Source organism: Streptomyces sp. NPDC006435 (assembly GCF_040612315.1).
GTDB lineage: Bacteria > Actinomycetota > Actinomycetes > Streptomycetales > Streptomycetaceae > Streptomyces.
On record NZ_JBEXPY010000008.1, the window covers coordinates 198,449 to 215,494 of the forward strand.

Consider the following 17,046-nt stretch of genomic DNA (forward strand, 5'->3'; position numbering starts at 1 on the left):
GGGGCGAGGAGGTCCTTCGGAGGCCGTGAAGGCGTAAAGGTCGGAGGGGTGGGGTGCCGTGGGAGCGGTGCCCCACCCCTCCGCCGCGTTCAGGCGGCGAGCGTCGCCGCGAACCGCTCCAGCGCCTCGACCACCAGGGCGTGGTCCTCCGCCTGGGGCAGGCCCGAGACCGTCACCGAACCGATGACGCCCGCGCCCTCGACGGCGATGGGGAACGAGCCGCCGTGCGCGGCGTAGACGCGCGGGTCCAGGCGCGAGGAGTCCTCGAAGGTCGTCCCCTTCGCCCGGAACCGCGTTCCGACCAGGTACGAGCTCTCGCCGTACCGTTCCACGACCTTGCGCTTGCGGTCGATCCAGGCGTCGTTGTCCGCGCTCGATCCCGGCAGCGCGGCGTGGAACAGCTGCTGCGCGCCGCGGCGGATGTCGATCGCTACCGGCGCGTGCCGTTGCCGGGCCATCGAGACCAGCAGGTCGCCGAGCGCGTACGCGTCGTCGTGGCCGAAGTGCGGCAGCGTCAGCCGGCGCTCCTGGGCGATGAGCTCGGAGATGGTCGGAGCGGTGGGGGTCATACGGGCTGCACCTCGGGGTCGGCGGAAGCGGATGCGGGGGAGCGGGGAGGGGAGGGGTGCGGGGACGGGGGTGCGGTGCGGTGTGGGGAGAAGCGGGGGAGGGGAGCGGTCAGGCGGGCAGGGACACGGTCACGCCCTCGCGGGCCGAGCGGCGGGCCGCCTCCAGGACATCAAGGGCCGCCGCGGCCTGGAAGGCGGTCACCGGATTGTCACCCTTTCCGCGCAGCGCGTCGGCGACCGCCGCGTAGTACGCCGGGTAGTCGCCCGGCAGGCTGCGGACCGGGGTGCCGCCGCCCGTCGGCGGGGACTCGCCCGAGCCGATCCGGCCCCACAGCTCCTCGGGCTCCTCGCCCCACGGCCGGTCGGCCGCCCCCGGACGGGCGCCCGCCCGCAGGTCGGCCTCCTGCGGGTCCAGGCCGTACTTCACATAGCCGGCGGACCGGCCCAGCACCCGGAAGCGTGGGCCGAGCTGAGCCGCCGTGGCACTGACGTACAGATGCGAGCGGACCCCGTCCGCATGGGTGATCGCGATGAACGTGTCGTCGTCCGCGGCGGCGCCGGGGCGGCGCACGTCGGACTCCGCGTACACCCGTACCGCGGGCCCGAACAGCACGAGTGCCTGATCGACGACGTGGCTCCCCAGGTCGTACAGCAGCCCGCCGATCTCCTGCGGGTCGCCCGACTCGCGCCAGCCGCCCTTCGGCCGCGGGCGCCACCGCTCGAAGCGGGACTCGAAGCGCTGCACCTCGCCCAGCTCGCCGTCCGCGATCAGCCGGGAGAGGGTGAGGAAGTCGTTGTCCCAGCGACGGTTCTGGAAGACCGAGAGCAGCAGCCCGCGCTCCTCGGCCAGGGTCGCGAGCCCGCGCGCCCCGGCCGCCGTGCCGGCGATCGGCTTGTCCACGACGACCGGCAGGCCGGCTTCGAGCGCGGCGGTCGCGATCGGGACGTGGGTCCTGTTCGGCGAGGCGATCACGACCAGGTCGAGGTCGTCCGCGCGGTCCCACAGCTCCTGCGGCGACGCGGCGAACGCCACGTCGGGGAACTCGGCGCGGGCCAGGTCCCGCCGCTCCTCGTTCGCGGTGACGACGGTGTCGAGGACGAGCCCGTCGGTCGCGGCGATCAGCGGGGCGTGGAAGACGGAACCCGCAAGGCCGTAGCCGACGAGTCCGACGCGCAGGGGGGTCCCGGACGGCTCGGAGGTCCGGTGAGTCGCGGTGCCAGTCATGCCGACCACTTAAGCAACGCTGTTGCCGAAGTGCAAGCGACGGCGACAATGGGACCGTGAACAGGAGCAACGGGGAACAGGGTGAGCGGTGAACAGGATCAGCGGCGGCGTGAACCTGCCGATGCTGCGCGGCCACAATGCCGCGCTCGTGCTGGATCTGCTGCGGTCGGCGGGCGGGGACGGCATCAGCCGGATCGAACTCGCCGAGCGCACGGGGCTCACGCCGCAGGCCGTCAGCAAGATCACCGCCCGGCTGCGGGCCGAGGGGCTGGCGACCGGGGCGGGCCGGCGGGCGTCCACCGGGGGCAAGCCGCGCACCGTGCTGCGCCTGGTGCCGGACGCCGGACACGCGGTCGGCCTGCATCTGGACCGGGACGGGCTGACGGCGGTGCTCGTCGACCTGTCCGGCGCGGTCGTCGCGAGCCGTGCCGCCCCGCTGGACCTCGGCGCCCCGGCGGACGAGGTGCTCACGGCCGCGGCGGACGCGGTCGCGGCGATACGGGGCGCAGGGCCGGAGGCGGGGACGGGAACGGGAACGGGGGGCGGTACGGGTTCGTGGGGAGGCGAGGGGCCGGAGGGCCGGGCGGTGCTCGGGGTCGGGGTGGCGGTGCCGGGGCCGCTGGACCACCGGGGCGGCGTGCTGCACCGGGTCACCGGGTTCCCGCAGTGGGATGGGTATCCGTTGCGGGACGAGCTCGCCGCACGGACCGGGCTGCCCGTCGTCGTGGACAAGGACACCAACGCCGCGGCCCTCGGGCTCGCCCTGCGGACGGCGTGCGGCGACGGGGCGACGGACGGCGGCGACTTCGCGTACCTGCACCTCGGGACCGGGCTCGGCGCCGGGCTGTTCCTCGGCGGGGAGCTGCACCGCGGGGCCCGTACCGGGGCCGGTGAGTTCGGGCACCAGACGGTCCGGCTGGACGGGCCGGAGTGCGGCTGCGGGGGGCACGGCTGCATCGAGGCGCTCTGCCTCGCCGCCGTCGCCCGCGGCGATGTCGCCGAGGCGGCCCGGGTGCTGGGGACCGGCGCCGCCAACCTCGTCGGGCTGCTCGACATCGACCGGGTGGTGCTCGGCGGCCGTACCGTCGCGGCCGATCCCGACGCGTACGTACGGGGCGTCCGTGCCGTGATCGACGAGCGCACCCGGCGGGGCGGCATCGCGCCGGTGCCGGTCGCCGCCGTCGAGGGAGGCGACCGGCCGGTCGCGGAGGGGGCCGCCCAGCTGATCCTGGCCCCGCTGTTCGGCCGGACGGGCGGCACGAACGGAACGAACGGTGCGGATGGGTCCGCGGGGCGCGAGAGGTGAGCCGGGCCGAGCGGGGCGAGTGCGAACCATGAGGCTCAAGGGGCGGGTGAGTCGGAGGGGGAACGGCACCAGTACGCCGGAGGCTGGGCCGATCGGGCGGATTCGGGCGGCCGACCGGGCGGCACTGCGGCATGTCTGCGGGCGACGTCTCGCGCGTGCGTGGCAGCGTCGCGGTTCCAGAACCGGTGAACTCCGGCCGTACGGGCCTTGTGGGTGTCCGCGATGTCCTGCGCCGTCCGCGGGGCCCGGTCCGTGGCGCCCGACACGCCTGCCCGCGGTGTCGCCGGAATGCCCGAGCGGCTCTCCCCGCAAGGCCCTGAAGCGAAGGGCGGGGGACTTCCCGCCGGGGCATCCCGGCGCTCTTCGCCCGGGTGCGCCGGATGCCCGGGGCCCCGCCCCCGGGCGAACGGCGACACGCCGCGGACGCCGCAGAAGCCGCGGCCGACCGCACAGCGAGCAGCGAAGGTGATCCCCAGATGTCCCCTGCACCACCCCCGCCCGGCACGCCCTCCGGAGCCACTTCCACCTCCAGGGCCACCTCCGTCCCCGGGGCCCCTTCCGCCCCCAGGACCACCCCCGCCTCGGTCCCCACGGTGAGCCCGTCCCCCACGACGAGCCCGTCCCCCACGGTGAGCCCGGCACCCGCCTCGGTCCCCACGACGAGCCCCACCTCCGTCCCCGTGACCTCCGCCGCGTCCATCTCCGTGTTCGGCGCCCCGGCACGTCCTCCCTCGCCACCCCCGTCCCCCGGACGCACCCGGCACGGGCTCGCGCTCGGGCTGGCCGCGGCGAGTGTCGTTCCCGCCGTCGTTCTCGGCGGCACGTCCGTCGCGTCCGCCTCCGTCGCCCCCTCGGCCACCCCGGTCTCGGCGCCGGGCACCGCCGCCGACCAGCAGCCCGCCTGCGGCGATCCCGCGGCGAGCGAGTTCCCGATCCGTACCCGTATCCACGGCGGCCCGGACACCTACGCGTCCGGCGGCGGTTACGGGACCTGGTTCCTGGACCTGACCAACACCACCACCGAGCCGTGCCGGGCCATCCACCCCGTGCTCGTCCTCATCGACGAGGACCGGAGGCTGACCTCCGACCAGATCCAGCTGAAGTTCTCCGAGCAGGCCCGGCCCGGTACGGAGCACCGCGTCACCTGGGAGACCACCGACCGGGACGAGCACATCGGGGTCTTCGGGGGCGACGACGGCGACGACTTCGACGGGTTCACGGTCCCCGCCGGTCACACCGTCACCGTCCAGGTCCGGATGGCCTTCACCTCCGACACCCTCCCCGGGCGGATCACCGCCAACGCCGCGATCGTCCAGCGGCAGCGCGCGGGCGGCGACGGTGCGACCGGCGACGGCGCGACCGGCAAGCCGGGCGGGGACGACGGGGCGTGGGTGGGCGAGTCCGACGACTACCCCTTCACCGTCGTCGACGACAGCCACACCGGTGACCTCGACGACCTCGACGACCTCGACGACACCGGCGGGACGGACGAGTCCTGGCCCGACGACCCCTCTCGTCCGGTCGAGCCCGGCCGGCCCCCGGCCGGGGACGATCCGCCGGAACTCGCCGAGACCGGACCCGGACCCGGACCCGCCCCGCTGACCGGCCTCGCCGGCGCCACGCTCCTGATCGGTGCCGGGGCCGTGGTGATCCGGACCGCCCGCTCGTGCCGCACCCGCCCCTGACCGGCCCGCCCCTGACCGGCAGCTCCCGTGTGCCCGGGCAACTCCCGTACCCCGGAAGCTCACCGTCCCGCTCCTGGGCGTTCATCCCCGTTCATGTCCGTCTGCCACCATCGGGCCGTGGACTACCCGCACGACCAGGCACCTGGCGCACCCATCCGTTCCGGCATCCCGGAGCACGGCCGCATCCCCAAGTACTACGCGGTGAAGGCCCGTGTATCCACGCTCGTCGAGGAGTTGGGCGAGGGCGGGATGCTGCCCACCGAACGAGACCTCGCCGAGCGGTACGAGGTCTCGCGCGAGACGGTGCGTCAGGCGCTGCGCGAACTCCTGCTGGAGGGGCGGCTCGCCCGCCAGGGGCGCGGCACGGTCGTCGCGGGGCCCAAGCTGGAGCAGCCGCTCTCGCTGGCGAGTTACACGGAGGGCGTGCGCCGCCAGGGCCGTACGCCGGGGCGCCACCTGATCGGACTGGAGCGGTTCCCCTGCCCCGGGGCGCTCGCCGTCGACATAGGGGTGGCGCGCGGGGAGCCGGTCTGGCACCTGGAGCGGGTGCTGCTCGCCGACGACGACCGGGTCGGGCTGGAGAGCACGTACGTCTCCGTCGCCCGAGTGCCCGACCTGGACCGGGACTTCGACCCCGACTCGTCCTTCTACGCCTATCTCCGCGACCGGCTCGGGATTCCCTTCGGCGACGCCGACGAGCGGATCGAGACCGTGCTCGCCACACCGCGCGAGGCGCTGCTCATCGGCACCCCGCCCGCGCTGCCCATGCTGCTGATGCACCGCATCTCGCGCGACACGGAAGGCGATCCGCTGGAACGCGTGCGGACCCTCTTCCGGGGCGACAGGTTCTCCTTCACCGCGCACCTGGGCGCGCAGGACGGTCACTGAACACCTCCCCACCCGTTGCGGCGAGCGGCGGAGGCGGCGATTCCACCCGCCCGAACACCCCATTCCGATAACGGGAATGTAACGGGTCTAGGCCAACTTTGGGGTCCAGTTCACCATCCCGTTGCCGTACGGATCAGTCCGGGTCACCGGTCCCGAGGAGCGTGGCCGCCGTGAGAGTCATCGTCGTAGGAGCCGGCGTGGTGGGAACCATGCACGCCTGGCACGCAGTGAACCGCGGCCACGAGGTCGTACAGATCGAGCGCGAGAGCGAGGCGCGCGGGGCATCGCTCCGCAATTTCGGACAGATATGGGTCAGCGGCCGGGCCGGTGGCGAGGAGCTGGAGACCGCGCTGCGCGCCCGTGAGCTGTGGGAGGGCATCGGGGCACGGGTCCCGGAGCTGGGCTTCCGGGCCTGCGGCTCGCTCACCCCGCTCCGTACCGAGCTGGAGATCGCGGTCGCCGACGCGGCCGTCGCCCGGCCCGACGCGGTGGCGCGCGGCTACAAGCTGCTCACCGCCGACGAGGCCCGCGCGATCAACCCCGCGCTGCGCGGTGACTTCACCGCGGCCCTGTGGTGCGAGCGGGACGCGGCGGTCGAGCCGCGCACCGCCCAACTGGCCCTGAAGAAGGAGCTGCTGAAGTCGGGCCGGTACACGTTCCTCGGCGGGCGCGAGGTCCGCGAGGTGGTGGGCACCGCCTCCGTCCGTGACGACCACGGCGACGTGCACACCGGCGACGCCGTGATCCTGGCCACCGGTGCCTGGCTCGGCGGCCTCGTCCGCGAACTGGCCGGCCCCGACCTCCCGGTGCGCCGCGTCCGGCTCCAGATGATGCAGACCGACCCGCTCGGCGAACCGCTCACCACCTCCGTCGCCGACGCGGACAGCTTCCGCTACTACCCGGCGTACCGGAGCGAGGCGCTCGACACCCTCAACGCCGAGCAGGCACAGGCCCCCACGGCGGCGGCGCACAGGATGCAGCTGCTGATGGTGCAGCGCCGCGACGGCGGACTGACCATCGGCGACACCCACGAGTACGAGCACCCCTTCGCCTTCGACACCGTCGAGGAGCCGTACGAACACCTCATCGGGGTCGTCGAGTCCTTCCTCGGCCGCCCGCTGCCGAGGATCCGCCACCGCTGGGCCGGGGTCTACGCCCAGTGCACCGACACCAGCCGGGTCGTCCACCGCCAGCAGGTGCGCGACGGCGTCTGGCTGGTGACCGGACCGGGCGGCAGGGGCATGACCTGCTCGCCCGCGATCGCCGAAACGACCGCCGACGAACTGGGCTGGTGAAGAAGTTGAGCAACACCGAGAACCCGAGCACCGGGAACCCGAGCAACACCGAGAAGCCGGACGCCGGGAAGCTGAACCTGGTCGTCCTCGACATGGCCGGCACCACCGTCGCCGACGGTGGCCTCGTCGAGCAGGCGTTCTCCGCCGCGGCCGAACGCCTCGGCGTGGAGCCCGGCTCCGCCGACCACGCCGAGAAGCTCGACTACGTGCGCGCCACCATGGGCGAGTCCAAGATCTCGGTCTTCCGCCACCTCTTCGGCGACGAGGACCTGGCCCGGCAGGCCAACACCGCCTTCGAGGAGGCGTACGGCGAACTCGTCGACGGCGGCCGCATCGCACCGCTCCCCGGCGCCCGCGAGGCCATCGAGCGACTCCGGTCCGAGGGCCGGACCGTGGTCCTGACCACCGGTTTCGCCCGCGTCACCCAGGACGCCATCCTGGCCGCGCTCGGCTGGCAGGACCTGGTGCCCCTGACCCTCTGCCCGGCCGACGCGGGCGGCCGCGGACGCCCCTACCCGGACATGGTCCTCGCCGCGTTCCTGCGCACCGGCGCCGTGGACGACGTCCGGCGGATCGCGGTCGCGGGCGACACCTCGTACGACATGCTCAGCGGCGTGCGCTCCGGGGCCGGGATCGTGGCCGGGGTCCTCACCGGCGCCCACGACAGGGACCAGCTGGCCCGGCACGGCGCCACGCACGTCCTCGGTTCCGTCGCCGAGCTCCCGGACCTGATCGCGCGGGCCGAGGCATGACCGGCGGAGAGCGGTCCGTCCGCAGCGGCATCAGGTTCGACCAGGTCAGCGTCGTGTACGGCGGGAACACCGTGCTCGACCGGCTCGACCTGACCGTCGAGCCCGGCGAGGTCATGGCCCTGCTCGGCCCCTCCGGGTCCGGGAAGACCACCGCCCTGCGGGCCGTCGCCGGATTCGTCCGGCCGGCCTCGGGCCGGGTGTACCTGGGCGACCGCGACGTGACCGGGCTGCCGCCGCACAAGCGCGGCATCGGCATGGTCGTCCAGCAGTACGCCCTCTTCCCGCACATGCGGGTCCGGGACAACGTCGCCTTCGGGCTCAAGTCCCACAAGGTCGCGAAGGCCGAGATCCCCGCACGGGTCGCCGAGGCGCTCGAACTCGTCGGCATGGCCGCCTACGCCGAGCGCTACCCGCGCGAACTCTCCGGCGGCCAGCAGCAGCGCGTCGCCATCGCCCGCGCGCTCGCCATCCGGCCCGGCGTCCTGCTGCTCGACGAACCGCTCTCCGCGCTCGACGCCCAGCTCCGCTCCGGAATGCTCGCCGAACTGGCGCGACTGCACCGCGAGTTGCCCGACGTCTCCATCCTGTACGTCACCCACGACCAGGTCGAGGCGCTCACCCTCGCCGACCGGATCGCGGTCATGGACAAGGCACGTCTCCAGGACTGCGGCACCCCGCAGGACCTGTACCGCCGCCCGCGCACGGAGTTCACCGCCTCGTTCGTCGGCAATGCCAACCTGCTGCCGGTGACCGTCGCCGACGGCACCGACACCGTCGACTTCGCCGGGCACGCGCTGGACGTACCGACCGGCGAGGCGGCCCGCGGGGCCACCGCCATCCTGTGCGTCCGGCCCCACCTGGTCGGGCTCGGCGACGGACCCAACGCCCTGAGCGGCACCATCGCCGAGGTCCAGTGGCGCGGCTCCACCCACCGGCTGTACGTCGACGTGGAAGGCCACCAGGTCAAGGCCGACCTGCGGGAACTGCGCGAGACCCCGGCGCTCGGCGACCGGGTCACCGTGCACTTCGCGGCCGAGGACGCGGTACTGCTGCCCGCGGGCACGGCGTCCGGAGCCGAAGCCGAAGCCGTTGCCGGAGCCGGAGCCGGAGCCGGAGCCGAAGCGGCAGTCGGAGTCGGAGCCGGGGGAGGAACCGATGGCTAGCGCCGCCCACCCCGCCGCGTCCGGCGTCACCGTGACGAAGGCGCCGCGCCCACGCACCGGCGGCGACGGGACCGGCCCGGCCGGGGCGACGCCCCCGGCCCCGTCCGGTCCGGCCGCCCCGGCCCGCGAGGCCCGCCGCGTGCCCCGCTTCGTCTGGGCGCTGCCGCCCGTCGCCGTCCTCGCCCTGGTCTTCCTCTACCCGCTGGCCCTCGTGGTCCAGCAGTCCGTCACCCCGGACGAGGGCGGCACCTCGTTCGCCCCGTACGGCGAGGTGTTCGCCTCCGAGGCGTTCCGCTCGGCCCTGACGACCACCGTCTGGCTGGCGGCCGGCTCCACGGCCGGCTGTCTCGTGCTGGGCTTCGTCCTGGCCATGATCATCGCCTTCGTGCCGTTCCCCGGCTGCCGGGCGGTCGCCAGGTTCATCGACGTCTTCCTCTCCTTCCCGTCGTTCCTGATCACGCTCGCCCTGCTGTTCATCTACGGCAATGTCGGCATGGCCAACGGCGTCTGGACGGACCTCACCGGGGCGTCGAGCGGACCCTTCGACTTCCTCACCACCCCGTGGGGCGTCCTGCTCGCCGAGATCACCTACTTCACCCCGTTCGTGATGCGCCCGCTGCTCGCCGCGTTCTCGCAGCTCGACAGCGCGCAACTGGAGGTGGCGTCCTCGCTGGGCGCGAAGCCGGCCCGGATCGTGCGGCAGGTGATCCTCCCCGAGGCCCTCCCCGCGCTCGCCGCGGGCGGCAGCCTCGTCCTGGTGATGTGCCTCAACGAGTTCGGCATCGTGCTGTTCACCGGAGCGAAGGGGGTCACGACCCTGCCGATGCTCGTCTACGGCAAGGCGATCCTGGAGTCCGACTACCCGACGGCCTGCGTCGTCGCCGTCGTCAACATCGTGATCTCCGTCGGCCTCTACAGCCTGTATCGGATGGTGAGCCGCCGTGTTGGTGCATAGCCGTACGGGGAAGTGGGCCACCTGGGCCGTGTTCTTCGTGCTCTTCGTCCCGCTGTTCGCGGTGCCGCTGCTGGTCGTCGTCGCCGCGTCGTTCGCGACCAACTGGTCCGGGGCCTTCCCCTCCGGACCGACCGCGAAGCACTACGCGGCCGCGACCGGCGGGGACTCCCTCCAGGCCCTGACCACCAGCCTGGTCACCGCCGTCGCCGCCAGCCTGCTCGCCCTCACCATCGGTTCCTGGGCCGCGCTCGCCGCCGCCTCGATGCGCAGGCGCGGCAAGCGGTTCCTCGACGCGCTGTTCATGCTGCCGGTCGCCGTGCCGTCCGTCGTGGTGGGCCTCGCCGTGCTGGTCGCGTTCAGCCAGCCGCCGATGCTGCTCAACGGGACGCGCTGGATCGTGATCCTGGCGCACACCATTCTTGTCACCGCGTTCGCCTATTCGTCGGTTTCGGCGGCGACGATGCGTCTCGACCCGATGTACGAGCAGGCGGCGGCCAGTCTCGGCGCGAGCCCCGGCCGGGTGCTGTGGCGGGTCAGGCTGCCGCTCCTGCTGCCGTCCCTCACCGCGGCGGCGGGGCTCTGCTTCGCGCTGTCCATGGGCGAGTTGAGCGCCACGATGATGCTCTACCCGCCGGACTGGACACCGCTCCCGGTGCAGATCTTCGCGGCCACCGACCGCGGTTCGCTCTTCACCGGCGCGGCCGTCGCCGTGGTCCTGATGGGAACGACGCTGCTCGTGCTGCTCGGCGTCTCCCGCATCCGCACCAGGGCCTCCTACCGCTGACACCCGGGGCCGGGCGGCCCGCAGGCCCCCGGCCCCACCCCCTCCGTCGGCCCGCCCACACCCCTCGTCGATCCGCTGCCACCCCCGTACCGACTCCGGTGCCACCCCCGTACCGACTCCGGCCGGCTTCCGGCCGACATCCAGGAGATACGACTGCCATGCGCAAGAACCACCTCAAGCCCGTAGCCGCCGTCACCGGCTGCCTCGCCCTCGCCGCCACGCTCTCCGCCTGCGGCGGCTCGTCGGCCGCGTCCGACGAGAAGGTCGTCACCGTCTACAGCGCCGACGGCCTCAAGGGCGAGAACGGCGACGGCTGGTACGACAAGGTGTTCAAGGACTTCGAGAAGAAGACCGGCATCGAGGTCAAGTACGTCGAGGGCGGCTCCGGCGAGATGGTGCAGCGCGCCGTCCGCGAGAAGTCCAACACCCAGGCCGACGTACTGGTCACCCTGCCGCCGTTCATCCAGCAGGCCGACAGCAAGGGCCTGCTGGCGACGTACGAGCCGGCCGGCTCCGACAAGGTCGACGGCGCCGACAAGGCGTACAACTCCAAGTGGACCTCGGTCGTCAACAACTACTTCGGCTTCATCTACAACAAGAAGGAGATGAAGTCGGCGCCCGCCACCTGGGAGGAGCTGCTCGACGGGAAGTTCAAGAACAAGATCCAGTACTCCACCCCCGGGGTCGCCGGTGACGGCACGGCCGTGCTCATCAAGGCCATGAACGACTTCGGCGGCAAGGAGCCGGCGATGGAGTACCTGAAGAAGCTCCAGGACAACAACGTCGGCCCGTCCGCCTCCACGGGCAAACTGGCCCCCAAGGTGGACAAGGGCGAACTGCTCGTCGCCAACGGCGACGTCCAGATGAACTTCGCCCAGTCCAAGGACATGCCGAACCTCGGCATCTGGTTCCCCGCGAAGCAGGGCGGCAAGGCCACCACCTTCGCGCTGCCGTACGCGGCCGGCCTGGTGGAGAAGGCCCCGCACACCGAGAACGGCAAGAAGCTGCTCGACTTCATGCTCTCCGAGCAGGCCCAGAAGGACGTCAGCGCGGTCGGCGGCGGCTTCTCCGCCCGCAAGGACGTCGAGGCCACCGACACCAACGCCATCGCGCTCGCCGAGCTGATGGACGGCGTGGAGGTCTTCGAGCCGAACTGGTCGGACATCGGCACCAACCTGGACGTGTACGTGGACGCCTGGAAGTCGGCCACCGGCAGCTGACCCCACCGCACCGGACGGGGCCCGCCGGACGGGCCCCGCCGCACGGCCCCGGGGGCGGCTCCTCCGACGGCCCCCCGGGCGGCTCCCGGAACGGCTTCCCCGACGGCTCCCGGGACGGCCGGAACCGTCACGTCCGGGGCGGCCTAAAATCGGGGGCGTCGGCGCTGCACAGCGCGGTGCCGCCGGCGTCCCCGCACACGACGTACGGCAGGAGTCCCACGCATGGCAGAGCGCAAGCCGATCTCGTCCTGGCTCACCGACATGGACGGAGTCCTGATCCACGAGGGCACGCCGATCCCCGGCGCGGACGCCTTCATCAAGCGGTTGCGTGACTCGGGCCTGCCCTTCCTGGTCCTCACCAACAACTCCATCTACACCGCCCGCGACCTGCACGCCCGGCTGAACCGCATGGGCCTGGACGTGCCCGTGGAGAACATCTGGACCTCCGCCCTGGCCACCGCCCAGTTCCTGGACGACCAGCGGCCCGGCGGCACGGCGTACGTCATCGGCGAGGCCGGGCTCACCACCGCACTGCACGACATCGGCTACGTCCTCACCGACCACGACCCGGACTACGTGGTCCTCGGCGAGACCCGCACCTACAGCTTCGAGGCGCTCACCAAGGCGATCCGGCTGATCAACAACGGTGCCCGCTTCATCTGCACCAACCCCGACGAGACCGGCCCGTCCGCCGAGGGCCCGCTGCCCGCCACCGGCTCCGTCGCCGCCCTCATCACCAAGGCCACCGGCAAGGCCCCGTACTTCGCGGGCAAGCCCAACCCGCTGATGATGCGCACCGGGCTCAACGCGATCGGTGCCCACTCCGAGTCCAGCGCCATGATCGGCGACCGGATGGACACCGACGTGCTGGCCGGTCTGGAGGCGGGGATGCAGACCTTCCTGGTCCTCACCGGCCTCACCACGGTCGCGGACATCGACAAGTACCCCTTCCGGCCGTCCACGGTCGTCGACTCGATCGCCGACCTGGTCGCCCTCGTCGACGAGGGCTGAGCCACCGGGGCGGGGACGGCGCGGGGAGGGGCACGGGCGGGGGCGCTGCGGATGCGGAAAGCCTCCGCAGGCGCGAACCTGCACTGAGGAGGTTCACCATGCGTTCCCTGCCCCTCACGTTCTGTGCCGTCGCGATCGTCGCGGCGACCCTGGCACCGGTCCCCGCCGCACTGGCCGACTCCGCGGCCGGGGCCGACCGGGAGGAGGGCGGGGGCCCGCGCGCCTCCCTCACGGTGACCCCGTCCACCGTCGGGCCCGGCGGCGAGGTGGACCTGCGGCTGGAGGGCTGCGGGGGCCGGAAGGCCGAGGGGACGGCCGACGCCCTCGTCTCCCCGGCGCGCTTCTCGCCCGCCGCGGACGGGGGACTGTTCGCCGAGACCCGGATCGGCTCGGACACCTCCCCGGGCGACCACGACATCCGCGTCGTCTGCGAGGACGGCAGGGGCACCGAGGCCGTCGGCACGGTCACCGTCACCGACCGGGGGCGGGCCACCCCGGTGGCCCCGGTGAGCGCGGGCGGCGGCGGCACCTCCCCGTCCGGGGCGTACGCGGGCGGGGGTGCCTCCCTGGCCGAGTGGGAGGCCCGGCAGGAGGGCCCCGGCACCACGCACACCGTGACCGGGCTGGTCCTGGCCGCCGTCGCGGCCGTCGCCGTCGCGCTGCGCAGCGTGCGCCGTCGCCGCCCGGCCGCGGAGTGACCGGGTCCGCCCCGGACCGCCCCGCCGGGCACGGCCGACTGCTCGCCGGAGCGGTCTGGGCCGTCCTGCTGCTGGGCCTGTGGCTCTGGGGGCGCGGCATCACCGACGGCCCCGGTGCCGGTTCCGCCCCGACGACCGGTGACGTCGCCGCGGTGGGGCGCCCCCTCGGCGTGGCGCTGCCCCCGCCGCACGACCCGATCGGGGGCGCGGTCCCGCGGCGCGTCGAGATCCCGTCGATCGGCGTCGACGCGCCCGTGGTCGTCCGCGGCCTGGACGGGGACGGCGCGGTCGAACCGCCCCCGTTCGACCGCCCCCAGACCGTCGGCTGGTACGGCGACGGCACCCGGCCCGGCGCGAACGGCCCGGCCCTCCTCGTGGGCCACGTCGACACCGAGACCAAACCGGCCGTCTTCTACGGGCTGAGCGCCACCCGCCCCGGCGCCGAGGTCGAGGTCACCCGCGCGGACGGCACCGTCGCCGAGTTCACCGTCGACGACGTCAGGGTCCTCACCCGGGCACGCTTCGACGCCGCCGAGGCGTACGGCCCGCGCAAGGACGGCCGGGCGGAACTCCGGCTGATCACCTGCGGCGGCACCTACGACCGGGCATCGCACTCCTACGACGCCAACGTGATCGTCTCGGCCTACCTCACCGGCGAGAGGCCCGGGGAGAAGCGGGGCGGGAAGCCGGACGGGAACGACGACGGGAAGCCGGTCGGGAACGACGGCGGCTGAGGGGAGCGGCCGGCGGACCCGCCGACGACGTCCCCAACTCCCGGACCGCGCGGACCAGTACGCGGCCCGGTCGGGAGCTCCCGGCAGGGCCGTCGGCGACCCGCCCCGCGCCGTCGGCGACCGGAACACCCCCGCGGCCCCCAACTGCCCGGCGCACCAGCGCGCGTCAGCGGGCATCGCCCCCGCCCACAGGGGCGAAAAGCCGGGTTCCCAGTTGTATGTGCGATTTGCGGAATCTTCGCGAAGGGGGCGTGCGCGGGGGTCCGCGAGGGCAGCCTTCCTATCGCTGGGTGACGGGCCGGTCACTGTGCGGCATCTGTGAGTTGGCTGTGCGTCGGTCGCGGAAGGTGGTGGGAACGAAGAAACCCCCTCACGCGTGGTGAGGGGGTTTCGACTGTGCGTGCGCCGCCAGGGACTCGAACCCCGGACCCGCTGATTAAGAGTCAGCTGCTCTAACCAACTGAGCTAGCGGCGCCTGCTGACCTGCGTAACTCTACCCGAAGTCGAGGGGTGCTCCCGACCATTTCCCGTCCGTCCCGGCCTGTCGGATGGTCGTTTTTTCTCTTCTGTCCGTCAAAATGCGTTATGTCAGGAGAGTTGAGACACTGGCGCCCGTGCCGACGGGCCAAAAGATCTTGACGAGTGCGGAGGGGAACCACATGACTGTGCCGTCCTTCGAGGAGTACGTACCCGCCGTCGACTGCGTCTGCGCGGGATGCGCCGCGCAGCGACGGGCCGCCGGCGCGTTGTCCGTGCGGGACGGCGGCCACCCGGCCGCCCACGGCGCACGCCGCGCGATGGTGCTGGTCACCGCGGCCGGTGTGGTGCTGAGCAGCGGAGTGGCGGAGGCGGCCGGGACCGATGCGGCGGGCGCGCCGGCCGTGACGGACACGGGTGCGGCGGGAGCGCCGGCCGTGACGGACGCGGTCGGAATGCCGGCCGCGGCGGCGCCCGCGGATCCGGCCGACGCGCCCGCCCCCGGAGACCCGACGGTGTCGGCGGCGTCGGCGGACGTCCCGGTCGACCCGGACCCGGACAGTCCGCAGGGCGGTCCCGGACCGCTGCGCGGCGGCGGGGCCTCGGGGCCGCCCTCGTCCACGACGACCACGCCCAAGCTGCGCCCCACCAGTCGGGCCGACATCATCAACCGGGCGAAGAAGTGGGTGTCCGCGCAGGTCCCGTACAGCATGGTGAAGTACTGGCCGGACGGCTACCGGCAGGACTGCTCCGGCTTCGTGTCCATGGCCTGGAACCTGCCGGGCAACGAGTGGACCGGCAGCCTCGCCGCGTTCGGGACGCGGATCGCGCGGGAGGAGCTCCAGCCCGGCGACATCCTGCTCTTCCACAACCCGGCCGACCCCTCCAAGGGCTCGCACGTCACGATCTTCGGCGGCTGGACCGACTACACGCACACCCATTACACGGCGTACGAGCAGACGAAGCCGCACACCCGCAGGCGGACGACACCCATGGCGTACTGGACCCACTCGGGCAACTACGTCGCGTACCGCTACAAGGGCCTCACCGGCGGGAGCAGCGGCGGCAGCGCCGCGACGACGACGAGGTTCCCCGGCACGGGGATGTTCGGCCCGGGCAGCAGCAACAAGTACGTCACCCAGCTCGGCCGGATGCTGGTGAAGCGCGGCGGCAAGCGTTTCTACGGGGTCGGCCCCGGCCCCGGCTGGGGCGACGCGGACCGGCGCGCCACCCAGGCGTTTCAGAAGGCCCAGGGCTGGAAGGGCAAGGAGGCGGACGGCATCCCCGGCCCCGACACCTGGCGGCTCCTGGTCGCCGGGACCGGGCGCGACATCCCCGGGACCGGAAGCGGTACGGGGGGCGGCACGGGGGCCGGGCAGAACGGCTCGAACCCGGATTCGAAGTTCCCCGGCCGGGGCTATTTCAGGCCCGGTCAGTCCAACGGCCATGTCGAGAGGCTCGGCAGGCAGTTGGTGAAGAAGGGGTACGGCAAGCACTACGCGTCGGGCCCCGGACCCCGGTGGACCGAGGCGGACCGGCGCAATGTCGAGGCCTTCCAGCGGGCGCAGGGCTGGCGGGGCGGAGCGGCCGACGGCCACCCCGGTCCGGAGACCTGGCGGCGGCTCTTCGCGTGACAGCACGGACATGACGGAGGTGGGAATGCGATCCACGGTGTCGGACAGTTCCGGGAACCCGGAGGACGGAACGGGACGGGAGGGGCGGCGGGAGCGGCGGGAGCCGGTCCGTGCGTGGGGCTCCGACCGGACGGTGCCGCGCGAGGACGCGGACTCCCCGGCGTCCGGGCCGGGCGCCGGGGGCGCGGACCCGGGCGAGGTGCCGGACGCCGGGCCGGACTCCGTGGTCGATCTCGTGCTGGACCTGGTGCCGGGCGAGAGCGCGGACGCCGCGTTCGGCGCGACCTCGGCGGCGGTCTCGGTCCCGGCCGGGGCGGGCGGACCCGTCCCCGTACCCGCCCCCGGGGCGTCCCGGCGCCGCACCGCGCCCGACACCGTCTTCGACTCCCTGCCCGTCTCCGGCGGCGACGGGGCCGTGCAGTCCGGCGACGCGCCGTGGGGGGCCGGGCGGCACCACGCGGTCATCGCCAACGAGCGGACCGCGACCATCCCCGTGCACCTGCTCTTCCGCGAGGACGCCGCACGGGTCGACGCCGCCGCGCTCCCCGAGGGGGTGGTGCGGCGGGGGAGCGGCGACGACCGGCCGGTGGCCGGGGTGCGCCGGCCGCCCGTGCCGAGGGGCCCGCAGGTGCGGCCCCCGACGCGGCCGG

The 17,046-nt window shown here is 73.6% G+C and carries 15 protein-coding genes, 1 tRNA gene and 1 pseudogene; 14 read left to right on the forward strand and 3 right to left on the reverse strand.

Going from position 1 to position 17,046, the window contains the following annotated elements:
• Positions 1 to 89: 89 nt before the first annotated feature.
• A complete protein-coding gene (locus tag ABZZ04_RS12205) occupies positions 90 to 569 on the reverse strand; it encodes a heme-degrading domain-containing protein (RefSeq protein ID WP_356932099.1) in 480 nt (159 codons plus the stop codon).
• Positions 570 to 678: 109 nt separating this feature from the next.
• Positions 679 to 1,794, reverse strand: coding sequence for a Gfo/Idh/MocA family oxidoreductase (locus ABZZ04_RS12210; protein ID WP_356932100.1), 1,116 nt, complete (start codon positions 1,792 to 1,794; stop codon positions 679 to 681).
• 121 nt (positions 1,795 to 1,915) lie between these two features.
• Here ABZZ04_RS12210 and ABZZ04_RS12215 point away from each other — a divergent pair, with 121 nt between their 5' ends.
• The 12 genes from ABZZ04_RS12215 (at position 1,916) to ABZZ04_RS12270 (ending at position 14,285) form a co-directional block, all read left to right on the forward strand.
• Positions 1,916 to 3,100 carry an ROK family transcriptional regulator gene (locus ABZZ04_RS12215; protein ID WP_356932123.1) on the forward strand — a complete coding sequence of 395 codons (1,185 nt, stop codon included), beginning with the start codon at positions 1,916 to 1,918 and terminating at the stop codon, positions 3,098 to 3,100.
• Positions 3,101 to 3,879: 779 nt separating this feature from the next.
• Positions 3,880 to 4,785 (forward strand): hypothetical protein, encoded by a 906-nt coding sequence (locus ABZZ04_RS12220; protein WP_356932124.1) that lies wholly within the window; start codon positions 3,880 to 3,882, stop codon positions 4,783 to 4,785.
• A gap of 117 nt (positions 4,786 to 4,902) precedes the next feature.
• A complete protein-coding gene (locus ABZZ04_RS12225) occupies positions 4,903 to 5,673 on the forward strand; it encodes a GntR family transcriptional regulator (protein ID WP_356932101.1) in 771 nt (256 codons plus the stop codon).
• A gap of 170 nt (positions 5,674 to 5,843) precedes the next feature.
• Positions 5,844 to 6,968 carry a TIGR03364 family FAD-dependent oxidoreductase gene (locus tag ABZZ04_RS12230; RefSeq protein WP_356932102.1) on the forward strand — a complete coding sequence of 375 codons (1,125 nt, stop codon included), beginning with the start codon at positions 5,844 to 5,846 and terminating at the stop codon, positions 6,966 to 6,968.
• A 71-nt stretch (positions 6,969 to 7,039) separates the two neighbouring features.
• Positions 7,040 to 7,720 (forward strand): phosphonatase-like hydrolase, encoded by a 681-nt coding sequence (locus ABZZ04_RS12235; protein ID WP_356932125.1) that lies wholly within the window; start codon positions 7,040 to 7,042, stop codon positions 7,718 to 7,720.
• Positions 7,717 to 8,883 (forward strand): ABC transporter ATP-binding protein, encoded by a 1,167-nt coding sequence (locus ABZZ04_RS12240; protein WP_356932103.1) that lies wholly within the window; start codon positions 7,717 to 7,719, stop codon positions 8,881 to 8,883. The genes ABZZ04_RS12235 and ABZZ04_RS12240 overlap by 4 nt, the downstream gene beginning before the upstream one ends.
• Entirely contained in the window at positions 8,876 to 9,838 is a 963-nt protein-coding gene (locus tag ABZZ04_RS12245) for a 2-aminoethylphosphonate ABC transporter permease subunit (protein ID WP_356932104.1), read from the forward strand. The genes ABZZ04_RS12240 and ABZZ04_RS12245 overlap by 8 nt, the downstream gene beginning before the upstream one ends.
• Positions 9,825 to 10,622 carry an ABC transporter permease gene (locus ABZZ04_RS12250; protein ID WP_356932105.1) on the forward strand — a complete coding sequence of 266 codons (798 nt, stop codon included), beginning with the start codon at positions 9,825 to 9,827 and terminating at the stop codon, positions 10,620 to 10,622. The genes ABZZ04_RS12245 and ABZZ04_RS12250 overlap by 14 nt, the downstream gene beginning before the upstream one ends.
• A gap of 158 nt (positions 10,623 to 10,780) precedes the next feature.
• Positions 10,781 to 11,842 carry a 2-aminoethylphosphonate ABC transporter substrate-binding protein gene (locus ABZZ04_RS12255; RefSeq protein WP_356932106.1) on the forward strand — a complete coding sequence of 354 codons (1,062 nt, stop codon included), beginning with the start codon at positions 10,781 to 10,783 and terminating at the stop codon, positions 11,840 to 11,842.
• Between the two features lie 222 nt (positions 11,843 to 12,064).
• Complete coding sequence (locus ABZZ04_RS12260) at positions 12,065 to 12,853, forward strand: HAD-IIA family hydrolase (RefSeq protein ID WP_283851754.1); 789 nt, start codon at positions 12,065 to 12,067, stop codon at positions 12,851 to 12,853.
• A gap of 98 nt (positions 12,854 to 12,951) precedes the next feature.
• Positions 12,952 to 13,551, forward strand: a complete 600-nt coding sequence (locus ABZZ04_RS12265; RefSeq protein ID WP_356932107.1) for a hypothetical protein — start codon at positions 12,952 to 12,954, stop codon at positions 13,549 to 13,551.
• Positions 13,548 to 14,285: a class F sortase gene (locus tag ABZZ04_RS12270; protein ID WP_356932108.1), complete on the forward strand. Its 738-nt coding sequence runs from the start codon at positions 13,548 to 13,550 to the stop codon at positions 14,283 to 14,285. The genes ABZZ04_RS12265 and ABZZ04_RS12270 overlap by 4 nt, the downstream gene beginning before the upstream one ends.
• 401 nt (positions 14,286 to 14,686) lie before the next feature.
• Here the strand turns inward: ABZZ04_RS12270 and ABZZ04_RS12275 are convergent.
• Positions 14,687 to 14,760, reverse strand: a tRNA-Lys gene (locus ABZZ04_RS12275).
• Between the two features lie 184 nt (positions 14,761 to 14,944).
• On the opposite strand from ABZZ04_RS12275, the gene ABZZ04_RS12280 reads away from it, so the two are divergent.
• Both ABZZ04_RS12280 and ABZZ04_RS12285 read left to right on the forward strand, forming a co-directional pair.
• Positions 14,945 to 16,396 carry a peptidoglycan-binding protein gene (locus tag ABZZ04_RS12280; protein WP_356932109.1) on the forward strand — a complete coding sequence of 484 codons (1,452 nt, stop codon included), beginning with the start codon at positions 14,945 to 14,947 and terminating at the stop codon, positions 16,394 to 16,396.
• A 25-nt stretch (positions 16,397 to 16,421) separates the two neighbouring features.
• Positions 16,422 to 17,046 (forward strand): annotated as a pseudogene (locus tag ABZZ04_RS12285) (membrane protease subunit); the annotation flags it as partial.

Coding starts and splice junctions, on each gene's coding strand:
- ABZZ04_RS12215 (WP_356932123.1), top strand. CDS start 1,916: ATGCTGCGCGGCCACAATGCCGCGCTCGTGCTGGATCTGCTGCGGTCG.
- ABZZ04_RS12265 (WP_356932107.1), top strand. CDS start 12,952: ATGCGTTCCCTGCCCCTCACGTTCTGTGCCGTCGCGATCGTCGCGGCG.
- ABZZ04_RS12245 (WP_356932104.1), top strand. CDS start 8,876: ATGGCTAGCGCCGCCCACCCCGCCGCGTCCGGCGTCACCGTGACGAAG.
- ABZZ04_RS12210 (WP_356932100.1), bottom strand. CDS start 1,794: ATGACTGGCACCGCGACTCACCGGACCTCCGAGCCGTCCGGGACCCCC.
- ABZZ04_RS12240 (WP_356932103.1), top strand. CDS start 7,717: ATGACCGGCGGAGAGCGGTCCGTCCGCAGCGGCATCAGGTTCGACCAG.
- ABZZ04_RS12260 (WP_283851754.1), top strand. CDS start 12,065: ATGGCAGAGCGCAAGCCGATCTCGTCCTGGCTCACCGACATGGACGGA.
- ABZZ04_RS12205 (WP_356932099.1), bottom strand. CDS start 569: ATGACCCCCACCGCTCCGACCATCTCCGAGCTCATCGCCCAGGAGCGC.
- ABZZ04_RS12280 (WP_356932109.1), top strand. CDS start 14,945: ATGACTGTGCCGTCCTTCGAGGAGTACGTACCCGCCGTCGACTGCGTC.
- ABZZ04_RS12255 (WP_356932106.1), top strand. CDS start 10,781: ATGCGCAAGAACCACCTCAAGCCCGTAGCCGCCGTCACCGGCTGCCTC.